The sequence below is a fragment of the uncultured Cetobacterium sp. genome (assembly GCF_947039425.1).
GTDB lineage: Bacteria > Fusobacteriota > Fusobacteriia > Fusobacteriales > Fusobacteriaceae > Cetobacterium_A.
Genome location: NZ_CAMQYW010000040.1, coordinates 1 through 10,689, shown reverse-complemented (window position 1 = coordinate 10,689; position 10,689 = coordinate 1). Strand labels below are relative to the sequence as shown.

The following is a 10,689-nucleotide window of genomic DNA, read 5'->3' as shown; positions in this document are numbered from 1 at the left end:
GCGTTGAAATTTTATCTTGTGGAGCTTGTATTAATTTCTATAATTTAGAAGATAAATTATCTGTGGGAAGCACAACTAATATGTATAATATTGTAACTAAGCAACTAAGCGCTAATAAGGTGATTAAACCCTAATGAAATCCGAAAATTATTTAATTTTAACAATTGATTCTACACATTTAGTTATGAAAGTTGAAAAACTTTTACTCGATCATAGTTTAGACATTAGAGTTATCCCACTACCTGGAGAACTAAAAGCAAGTTGTGGTCTCTCTATTAAAGGCAATATAGAAGATGCTAAATCTATTCTTAATATACTTAAAAGTAATGAAATTAAAGACAATTTATATCAATTTTATTCTTGTGAAAAAACTGGATTCAAAAAAAAATTTAATGCTTTTATTTTTTAAAAAAATATGCTATAATCAATCTATAATTGGAAGCGGATGAGTTACTGGTGTACTCAGCAGTCTTCAAAACTGTCTTGGCGAGTTAAATCGCTGGTAGGTTCGATTCCTATACGTTTCCGCCAATTATGATTTTAAACTCCTTTTTTAGGAGTTTTTTTTTCGTATTTACATTTGACTTTTAAGTAAAAATATAGTATTATAAGTTCAATAAAATATACTCATATATATCCGAAATATGGTCGGAAGTTTCTACGGTTAACCTTAAATTAACCACTATGAGTGAAATAAATAGATTTTAATTGTAATTTTTAAGATTATCTATTTTTCACTTGTATGAAGATGAAAAAAGATAATCTTTTTTTGTTTTCTACTATTTACTAATCCATATATTTGAGTAAAATTTGAATAAAATTTTAGGAGGATTATTTATCATGTTGAAAAACAAATCACCATACCACTTAGACGGAGTTCCAGAACTAAAAACAGCACTACCTTTAGGATTACAGCATATTTTAGCTATGTTTGTTAGTAATATTACCCCTATAATTATAGTCGCTGGTGTTTTAGGAATATCTCCAGAGCAAAAAACTCTTTTAATTCAAGCTTCTATGCTCGTTGCTGGACTTAATACTCTTATTCAAGCTTATACTCTTGGACCTATTGGTGCTAAACTTCCCATTGTTGTTGGAACTAGTTTTGCTTTTGTTCCTGTTGCTATTTCTATAGGAACTAAATATGGATTTGAAGGTGTTTTAGGAGCTGCTCTAATTGGTGGTATCTTCGAAGGATTACTTGGATTAGTTATTAAAAGAGTTAGAAAATTTTTCCCACCAATTGTAACTGGTGTTGTTGTTCTTTCAATTGGATTATCTTTGCTTCCAGTTGGTATTCAAAACTTTGCTGGTGGAATTGGAGCTAAAGATTTTGGATCTGCTGAGAATTTAGGTATCGGCCTTGTTGTTCTTGTTACAGTGATCTTCTTTAAGCAGTTTACTAAAGGAATTTTAAGTACTGGTTCAATTTTTATTGGAACTATTGTTGGTTTTATCTTAGCTTTATGTTTAGGAAAGGTAAATCTTACACCACTAATGCAAGCAGATTACCTAACAATACCAAAACCTTTTATGTTTGGATTCTCTTTCCACTTAGATGCAATTTTAGCTATGATTTTAATGTTTATTGTTTCAGCAGTTGAAACTGTTGGAGATATGTCTGGTGTTACAATGGGGGGAGCTGGAAGAGAAACAACTGATAAAGAACTATCAGGTGGAATCCTTGCAGATGGACTTGGAAGTGCTTTTGCTGCTTTATTCTCTGTTTTACCAACTACATCTTTTAGTCAAAATACAGGAATTATTGCTATGACTGGTATTATGAGTAGATTTGTTGTTGCAACTGGAGCTATGTTTTTAATTGTTGGTGCTTTTATTCCTAAAATTGGAGCTCTTTTCACAATCGTTCCTGCAAGTGTTATTGGGGGGAGTTTAGTTATGGTTTTTGCCATGATCTCTATTAGTGGAATTAACTTAATTACAAAAGAACCACTTGTTGGAAGAAACGCTGTTATTTTAGCTGTTTCTTTAGGTTTAGGATATGGACTTGGTAATGTCCCTGATGCCCTTGCTATTTTCCCTGAAAGTATCAGACTTATATTTGGTGGATCTGGTATTGTTGTTTCAGGAAGTATTGCTGTTATACTTAATTTAATTTTACCAAAAGACGACAAAGTCCTATCTAAGGAAGTCGCTTAATTTTTTATAAATGGAGGTTTTAACTTGTTTTCTTTTTCAAAATATTTTTTAGCACAATCTCTTGATGAGGCCTATGTAGAACTAATAAAGAATAAAAAAAATATTATTTTAGGAGGTACTTCTTATTTAAGAATGGGAAATACTAACTGGAATACAGCTATTGATATATCTAACTTAAACCTTAGATATATCTCTGAAAATGATAGTTATATCTCTCTTGGGGCTATGACAACTTTTAGAGATCTTGAAATTAATCCTCTTTTAAAAACATATTTTGGAGAGATTTTTAATACTGCTTTAAAAGATGTTATTGGTGTTCAATTTAGATCAAATGTAACAGTTGGAGCTACTGTTTTTAGTAAGTATGGATTTTCCGATTTAATTCCTGCTTTATTAGCTTTAAATGCCAAAGTAAAACTATTTAATTTCGGAGAAATTTCTTTAGAAAATTTTTTAGAAGAACAAAATATAAGAAAAGATATTTTAGTAGAAATTTTAATTCCAAAAGTTAAACTACAAACATCATTTAAATGTGTTCGAAAAAGTAAAACTGATTACTCTATTTTAAATATGGCTGTTAGTTATTCTAAAGAAAAAGGAATTACTATTGCTGTTGGATCAAGACCTACAAAGGCACTTTTAGCTAAAAATACTATGTCTCTTATTAATAGTTTTTCTAATTTAGAAAATTCATTAACTGATGCCATGAAAACTATATCTAATGAAATTATTGTTGATTCTAATATGAGAGGAAGCAAAAGTTATAGAGAACTTCTTTTAGCTGCGTTACTTAGAAAAACAATTCAGGAGGTTTTACAATAAATGTTATTAACTACAACTATAAATGGTAGAAAGAAAGAGCTACTTATCAAAGATGATGAGTATCTTCTAGACACCCTAAGAAATGCTGGATATCTAAGTGTTAAAAGAGGCTGCGATACTGGTGCCTGTGGTCTTTGCACAGTTTTAATAGATGGATCTCCTATCTTATCTTGCAGCACTTTAGCTGCTAGAGCTAATGGTAAAAATATTACTACTATTGAATTCTATGAAAAAGAAGCAAAACTATTTGCAACTTTCATGGCAAATGAGGGAGCAGAGCAATGTGGATTTTGTTCTCCTGGATTTACCTTAACTGTTCTTGCTATGATTAAAGAATTAGATAATCCAACTGATGAAGATATTATGCACTACTTAAATGGTAATCTTTGTAGATGTAGTGGATATGTTTCTCAACTGAGAGCTATTAGAAATTTTATGGAGGTATTTAAAAATGAAAATTGTTAATACTTCTGTAAAAAAAATTGATGGAATTGGGGTTGTAACTGGAAATCCAACATATACAGATGATCTTGTTTTAAATAATAATGTATTAATTATTAAACTTTTAAGATCTCCCCATGCTTTTGCTAAAATAAAATCAATAAATACTAATATAGCTAGTAAAGTTCCTGGTGTAGAAGCTATTTTTACTCACAATGATGTTCCTAAGACACAATTTACTCTTGCTGGACAAAGTTTTCCTGAGCCTTCTCCATATGACAGAAGAATTTTAGATGAATATGTTAGATATGTTGGTGATCCTGTAGCTATTATTGCTGCTGAAGATGAAAGAGCTGCTGAAAAAGCAATGAAACTTATTAAAGTTGAATATGAGGTTTTAACTCCTATTTTAGATTTTGAAAAATCTATTGATTCTGATATTCTTGTTCATCCTGAAGAGGTTCATACTAACTTTGAAATTGGTTATGAAAGAGAAAGAAATATTGCATCTAAATCTTATGCTGAAAAACCTGGTGTAGATGAAGGGTTTGAAAATAGTGATATTATTATAGAAAAAACTTATTATACACAACCACAAATACACGCTATGATGGAAACATACAGATCTTATAGTTATTTTGATGTTCACGGTAGATTAACTACTATTAGTTCAACTCAAATCCCATTTCATGTAAGAAGACATTTAGCTCGTGCTCTTGAAATGCCTACAAGTAAACTTAGAGTAATAAAACCTAAAGTTGGAGGAGGTTTTGGAGGAAAACAAACAGCAGTATGCGAAATTTATAGTGCTTTTGTAACTTTAAAAACAGGTAAACCTTCTAAAATTATTTATAATAGAAAAGAAACTCATACTTGCACTACAACCAGACATGCTATGAGATTAGATATAAAACTTGGTTCTGATTTAAAAGGAAATATTAAAGCAATAGATATAAATGTTTTATCAAATGCTGGTGCTTATGGTGAACATGCTCCTACTGTTACATCCCTTGTTTCATATAAAACATTTCCTCTATATGATAAAGTTCCTATGAGGTTTAATGCTAATATTGTTTATTCAAACACAATGAATGCTGGTGCTTTTAGAGGATATGGTGCAACGCAAGGAACTTTTGCTGTTGAATCAATAATAAATGAACTTGCTCATAAGTTAAACTTAGATCCTACAGAAGTTAGAATGAAAAATTTAGTTGAACCTAATGAAAATAACTATATCACAAGTGGGGATATAAAAAAATGTATTGAAATTGGAAAAGAAAAGTTTAATTGGACAGAAAAATCAATTCCTAGAGAAATAACTCCTGGTAAAGTTAGAGCTGCTGGTATGGCTGTTACTATGCAAGGATCTGGAATAGGTGGTATTGATACTGCTGCTGCTACTATTAAACTTGGGGATAGAGGTGATTTTACTCTTTTTGTTGGAGTTACTGAAATGGGACAGGGATGTGATACTATCCTTTCACAAATTGCTGCTGAAGTTTTAGAAGTTTCTATGGATAAAATTATTATTCATACTGCTGATACTGACCTATCTCCATATGACCCTGGAGCATATGCTTCTAGTGGAACTTATGTTACTGGGAACGCCGTTATTCTTGCTGCTACAAAGATGAAAGATGAAATTCTTCTTGGAGCATCTAAATTATATAATACAGATATATCTAATATTGAATATTTAGGTGAGCATTTAAAAGTTGAAGATAAAATTATCTCTTTAACTGATTTTGCTCAAGAATCTGTTTCATTTCAAGGAATGAATCAAATTACAACTACAGGTACTTGGGGTGGTGAAAAGTCTCCTCCTCCTTTTATAGCTGGGTTTGCTGAAGTTGAAGTTGATACTCTTACAGGAGAGGTTGAACTTCTTGATTTCTTATCTGTTGTTGACTGTGGAACAACAATTAATCCAAATTTAGCCAAAGTTCAAGTTGAAGGTGGATCAGCTCAAGGAATAGGACTTGCGCTTTTAGAAGATATACAGTATGATAAAAAGGGTAAAGTAATTAATGATTCATTAATGCAATATAAGATCCCTTCTAGAATAGAATGTAAAAATATAAGAGTAGAATTCTCAAATTCTTATGAGTCTACAGGACCTTTTGGAGCTAAATCTATTGGTGAAGTTGTTATAAATACTCCTGCTCCTGCTATTGCTGATGCTATATATAAAGCATCAAAAGTTAGAGTAAGATCTTTACCAATAACATCTGAAAAAGTATTAATGGAGCTTATTAACCAATAGGAGTCCTTATGAAAAATTTATTTAATATAAAAAAAGGTGATATTATATCTATTACTGGAGCAGGTGGAAAGACATCTTTAATGTTTTTTCTAGCTAACACTTTACGACTAAAAGGAAGTGTTCTTATAACAACTACTACAAAGATATTTTTGCCATCTGATAATAACTTGATTTTTATAAATCCTGAGGAGATTAATAATTATTCTCCTCAGGATAATTTTATACACATATTTATCCCATTTATTAAAAATAATAAAATCCATAGAGCTACAGATGAGCAAATTAATATATTAAAATCTAAAAATTTCGATTTCATATTAATAGAAGCTGATGGAAGCTCTAATAAGCCCCTTAAAGGATGGAAAGACAACGAGCCATCTATCTCATGCTATTCAACTAAAACAATAGCTGTTGTCGATATTACATGCATTCATAAAGAAAAAAACAATAGCACTATCCACAGATTACCATTATATACACAACAATTTTTTAGTGAAAATAAAAAAATTTCTCTAAATGATCTTGTTCGTTATATTGATAGTAGTCTTTTTTTTAAAAATTCAGTTGGAGAAAATTATCTTTTTTTTAATAAAATTGAAACTTTAGATATATTTCATGATTTTTTTAATATATCTAATTTAATTAATTTTAATTCAAATATTTATTTTGGATCTATTTTTAAAAAAGAAATTTTTCTATTTAAAAATATTACCCCAATTATTTTAGCTTCTGGATTTTCAAAAAGATTCAATGGAAATAAATTAAATACTAAATTAAAAAATGGCTTTAGTATACTAGAACAAACTTTAAAAAATTTAAATTCAATTTATTTTAAAGAAAAACTTTTAATTGGAAAAGATTATTTTTTTAAAAATCTCTCTTTAAAATACAATTTTACATATATAGATAATAAATTATCACAAAAAGGTCAAAGTCAATCAATTATATCTGGTGTTAAAAATAGCTCTCAAGAGGGATTTTTATTTATTCCAGGAGATATGCCTTTTTTAACATATAAAACACTTATTAAAATAATTTTTAGCTTTGAAGAAACTAACGAAATTATTGTTCCTATCATTAATGAACAACCATCTGCACCAGTTTTGTTTCCAAAATGTTACACTGAAAAACTGTTAAAATTAACAGGAGATACTGGAGGTAGAAATATTTTTAAAACTAACAAACATATAAAATGTTATTTTTATAACTCAAAAGAGTTTTTAGATATAGATACACAAGAAGAACTAACAAGATTAGAAACATTGGAGGATTAAATTATGAAATTACTAAAAGAATATATTGAAAGAGAGGGGTCTGTAAAAGACAGTTCAATTTTAAAGGTGGATAGTTTTATTAACCATCAAATAGATCCTATTCTTATGATGGAAATAGGAGAAGAGTTTAAAAACCGTTTTAAAGATAAAAATATAAATAAAGTTTTAACAATTGAGGCATCTGGAATTGCTATTGCCATTGCTGTTGCTTATGCTATGAAAGTTCCTATGGTTTTTGCCAAAAAGAAAAAACCATCAACTATGAGTGAGGCATATAATGCAACTGTTCACTCTTTTACTAAAAAAGAAGATTATAATATTACTGTTTCAAAAGAGTTCTTATCACCTAATGACAACATTCTAGTAGTAGATGATTTTTTAGCTATGGGGAATGCTATCATTGGTTTAAAATCAATTGTAGAACAAGCTGGTGCTGTTGTTTCTGGTGTTGGAATTGCAATTGAAAAGGGATTCCAACCTGGAGGAGAGATATTAAAAAAACAAGGAATTCATCTTGAATCCCTTGCTATTATTGAATCTCTTGAAAATAATACCATTACACTGAGATAAACTAAATTAACACTGGAAAAAATCCTATAATTATAAAAACAACTATAATTATAAGGGTTTTTTTCTTTTCTAAAGTATAATCATCTTCATATAACATTACTTTTTCATATTTATAATTTCTTTCCCAATTCCAATATCCTAAAATTGAAGCAAAAAAATATCCAAAGGTAAAACACAATAAATCACTTTCATCAAAAGTTCCTAAAACTGTTCCATGTCCTCCATACTCTCTTTGAATAAATTCAAAAATAAAAAAAGATAAATATACTACATTATATACTTTTTGAAGCTCTCTATAATATATTCGTTCATATAAAATAGAAACACCTAAAGAAAACATCCATAAACCATCTGGTAATGAATATATTATCCAATTAGGAATATATTTTCTTTTAGTCCAAACTACTTTTCTAGCATTATCAATTATTCCATCTAAAGATAAAAATTTAATAAATTGATAATAAAATAACTCTCTACTTCTAAATAATAAATATATTAATACACCTATTCCTAAAGATAGAAAAACCAATAAAATTTTATGCTTCTTTTTCCCCATATATTTCTTTTTCATTCAAATACTCCACCACACTTTCCACAGCATCGTCTATACAATTGTAAAATATTTCTTTATCATAATCATATTTTATAATACTTTTTAAATATAATGGATCATAATAATCTTTCATTAATATCTTTGAAAGTTCCTTTATTTTCCCTTCGTTTAATAAATCTGTATACTCAGATAAAAGAGCAGGTGTTATATATCTTCCAACTCTATTTAAGCACTCTTGAAGTTCCTCTTTTGTAGCTCCAGCATAATCTTCCATAATTACATCTCCTCTTAACTCTAATGTGGTATCTAGAGACAAATGAGAAGCTTCAGCTAAAGATTTAAAAATAGAGTCTGGTACATATACATTTCCTATCCTTTTACTTTCACTTTCAGCTAAAACATACTCAGGTTTATTTTTATATAAGAAATCGAAAATTAATGATTCAAACCTTTTTTGACTTTGAGGTCTTTTTTCACAAACTCCACCAAAAAATGAACCTTTATGATCTGCCATTTTTTCTAAATCAAGAACAGAGTATCCTTTTTTATCTAGTTTTTGTAAAATTTTTGTTTTTCCTATCCCTGTTTTCCCATGAAGTACATAATATTTTACATTTTCATTTAACTTAGGTATCTCTTTTAATATATACTCTCTATAGGCTCTATATCCACCATCCAATTTCCAAGTGGTAAATCCTAATGCTGAAAATAAAGCTGACATTGATCCACTTCTCATTCCACCTCTAGCACAATAAAAAGCAAGTCTGCCCTTAGCATGTTTTTGAACCTCCTTATATACTTCAGGTAATCTTTTAGCAATAGCTTGGACTCCTAGCTCTTTTGCTTTCTCAGCAGAAACTTGCTTATAAGCTGTTCCTACATCTACTCTTTCGTCATCTAATAATAAAGGTATATTTATAGCCCCTGGAATTGGTTCCTCTTGAAACTCTTTTGGGGTTCTTACGTCTATTAATGTATAATTTCTTTCTTTTAACAATTGTTCATATGTTACTAAAATCATTTTTTCCTCCTAATTTTTATATTCATTATATTTTACTATTAAATTTAAAAAATTTAAACATTATTTATATAAAAAATATCTATAGTATGATAAAATTTATGAAAGTACCCTGTATTTAAGAAAGGAATCTATGAAAAATCAAGCAAAAAAATTATTAAAAAATATATATGGTTATGACAATTTTAGAAAAGGACAAAGTTTTATTGTTAACTCTGTTTTATCTGGTAAAAATACACTAGGTGTTCTCCCTACAGGTGGTGGTAAATCCATTTGTTATCAAATACCAGCTCTTTTATATCCTTACCTAACAATTGTTGTCTCTCCTTTAATATCATTAATGAAAGACCAAGTGGATTCTTTAAATCAGTTAGGAGTCCATGCAAGATTTTTAAACTCTACAACTACAAGAGATGAATATATTAAACTTTTTCAAGAGATTAAAAACCAACAACTTAAAATTTTATATATTGCTCCTGAAAGACTTATAAACACAAATTTTATTAATTTTATAAAAAATATTAAATTATCTATGATTGCAATTGATGAAGCTCATTGCATATCTCAATGGGGACATGATTTTAGAAAAAGTTATTTAGAAATCCCTAATTTTTTAAAACAAATAAATCAAAAACCACAAATTTTAGCTCTAACTGCTACTGCTACTTCAAAAGTTCGATCTGATATTATAGATAAATTAAACTTAATAAATCCTAATTTTTATATTGATGGATTTGATAGAGAAAATATCACATTTAAAGTTGAAAAAAACATTGTTCCTGAAGCTTTTATTGTTAATTTTTTAAAAAGAAATTCAAAAAAATCTGGAATAATATATGCCTCTACTAGAAGAGAAGTTGATAGTTTATACGCTTATCTTAACCTAAAAGGATTTAAAAAAATATCAAAATATCATGCTGGTTTAAGTGAAGAAGATAGAAATATTTTTCAAGAACTTTTTTTAAAAGATGAACATAATATTATGGTTGCAACAAATGCCTTTGGAATGGGAATTGATAAATCAAATGTAAGATATGTTATCCATAGAAATATCCCTAAAGATTTAGAAAGTTATTATCAAGAAGCTGGTAGAGCTGGAAGAGATGGAGCTCCTTCTGAAGCTATTTTACTCTATTTAGATGAAGATATTTCAACTCAGGAGTTTTTAATAAACTCAAATGAAGATTCTGATCTTAATTTAAAAAAAACTAAGAGAAGTAAATTAAAAAATATGATTGAATATGCTGAATTAGAAAGTTGTTATAGAGAGTATATTTTAAAATATTTTGGTGATAAAAGAATAAAAAACTACTGTGGAAATTGTGGTAACTGTAAAAATTTCAAAGATATTAAATCTCTAACATTAGAAGCTCAAAAAGTATTCTCTTGTATTGGTAGAACTAAAGAATCTATTGGAATTTCTACTTTAACAAATATTTTAATGGGAAAACTTGATAGTAAAAGTGAAAGAAAAGAATATCATAAACTTTCCACTTTTGGAATTATGAAAGATATAAAAAGATCTTGGTTAGAAGAGTTTATATATTATTTAATTTCTGAAGAGTATCTTGAGCAAAGTGCCGGTAGC

The 10,689-nt window shown here is 28.5% G+C and carries 10 protein-coding genes, 1 tRNA gene and 1 riboswitch; of the genes, 9 read left to right on the top strand and 2 right to left on the bottom strand.

What is annotated here, in order from left to right:
- The first annotated feature begins 133 nt into the window (after positions 1-133).
- From Q0V09_RS04005 to Q0V09_RS03970, 8 genes are all read left to right on the top strand, one after another.
- Positions 134-409 (top strand): DUF3343 domain-containing protein, encoded by a 276-nt coding sequence (locus Q0V09_RS04005; protein WP_297406282.1) that lies wholly within the window; start codon positions 134-136, stop codon positions 407-409.
- Between the two features lie 28 nt (positions 410-437).
- A tRNA-Sec gene (locus tag Q0V09_RS04000) sits at positions 438-531 on the top strand.
- Positions 532-607: 76 nt separating this feature from the next.
- Positions 608-705: riboswitch (purine riboswitch) on the top strand.
- 135 nt (positions 706-840) lie between these two features.
- On the top strand, positions 841-2,160 hold the full coding sequence (locus Q0V09_RS03995; RefSeq protein WP_297406284.1) for a nucleobase:cation symporter-2 family protein: 1,320 nt from the start codon (positions 841-843) through the stop codon (positions 2,158-2,160).
- Positions 2,161-2,184: 24 nt separating this feature from the next.
- A complete protein-coding gene (locus Q0V09_RS03990) occupies positions 2,185-2,982 on the top strand; it encodes an FAD binding domain-containing protein (protein WP_297406285.1) in 798 nt (265 codons plus the stop codon).
- Positions 2,983-3,447, top strand: coding sequence for a 2Fe-2S iron-sulfur cluster-binding protein (locus tag Q0V09_RS03985; RefSeq protein ID WP_297406287.1), 465 nt, complete (start codon positions 2,983-2,985; stop codon positions 3,445-3,447).
- Positions 3,434-5,686, top strand: a complete 2,253-nt coding sequence (locus Q0V09_RS03980; protein ID WP_297406289.1) for a molybdopterin cofactor-binding domain-containing protein — start codon at positions 3,434-3,436, stop codon at positions 5,684-5,686. Before Q0V09_RS03985 ends, Q0V09_RS03980 begins: the two co-directional genes overlap by 14 nt.
- Positions 5,687-5,694: 8 nt before the next feature.
- Complete coding sequence (gene yqeC, locus Q0V09_RS03975; protein ID WP_297487262.1) at positions 5,695-6,960, top strand: selenium cofactor biosynthesis protein YqeC; 1,266 nt, start codon at positions 5,695-5,697, stop codon at positions 6,958-6,960.
- A 3-nt stretch (positions 6,961-6,963) separates the two neighbouring features.
- A complete protein-coding gene (locus tag Q0V09_RS03970) occupies positions 6,964-7,530 on the top strand; it encodes a xanthine phosphoribosyltransferase (protein ID WP_297406113.1) in 567 nt (188 codons plus the stop codon).
- A 1-nt stretch (position 7,531) separates the two neighbouring features.
- Here the strand turns inward: Q0V09_RS03970 and Q0V09_RS03965 are convergent, their stop codons facing one another.
- Positions 7,532-8,101, bottom strand: coding sequence for a hypothetical protein (locus tag Q0V09_RS03965; protein ID WP_297406114.1), 570 nt, complete (start codon positions 8,099-8,101; stop codon positions 7,532-7,534).
- Positions 8,067-9,104 carry a tRNA 2-selenouridine(34) synthase MnmH gene (gene mnmH, locus Q0V09_RS03960; RefSeq protein WP_297406115.1) on the bottom strand — a complete coding sequence of 346 codons (1,038 nt, stop codon included), beginning with the start codon at positions 9,102-9,104 and terminating at the stop codon, positions 8,067-8,069. The genes Q0V09_RS03965 and mnmH overlap by 35 nt, the downstream gene beginning before the upstream one ends.
- Positions 9,105-9,234: 130 nt before the next feature.
- Between mnmH and Q0V09_RS03955 the strand changes: the two genes are divergently transcribed.
- Positions 9,235-10,689 (top strand): ATP-dependent DNA helicase RecQ (locus Q0V09_RS03955; protein ID WP_297487260.1); only part of this gene is annotated, 1,455 nt, incomplete at its 3' end.

Excerpts from the sequence above, each read along its gene's own strand:
- Q0V09_RS04005 (WP_297406282.1), top strand. The coding sequence starts at position 134 with ATGAAATCCGAAAATTATTTAATTTTAACAATTGATTCTACACATTTA.
- Q0V09_RS03995 (WP_297406284.1), top strand. The coding sequence starts at position 841 with ATGTTGAAAAACAAATCACCATACCACTTAGACGGAGTTCCAGAACTA.
- Q0V09_RS03985 (WP_297406287.1), top strand. The coding sequence starts at position 2,983 with ATGTTATTAACTACAACTATAAATGGTAGAAAGAAAGAGCTACTTATC.
- Q0V09_RS03980 (WP_297406289.1), top strand. The coding sequence starts at position 3,434 with ATGAAAATTGTTAATACTTCTGTAAAAAAAATTGATGGAATTGGGGTT.
- yqeC (WP_297487262.1), top strand. The coding sequence starts at position 5,695 with ATGAAAAATTTATTTAATATAAAAAAAGGTGATATTATATCTATTACT.
- Q0V09_RS03970 (WP_297406113.1), top strand. The coding sequence starts at position 6,964 with ATGAAATTACTAAAAGAATATATTGAAAGAGAGGGGTCTGTAAAAGAC.
- Q0V09_RS03965 (WP_297406114.1), bottom strand. The coding sequence starts at position 8,101 with ATGAAAAAGAAATATATGGGGAAAAAGAAGCATAAAATTTTATTGGTT.
- mnmH (WP_297406115.1), bottom strand. The coding sequence starts at position 9,104 with ATGATTTTAGTAACATATGAACAATTGTTAAAAGAAAGAAATTATACA.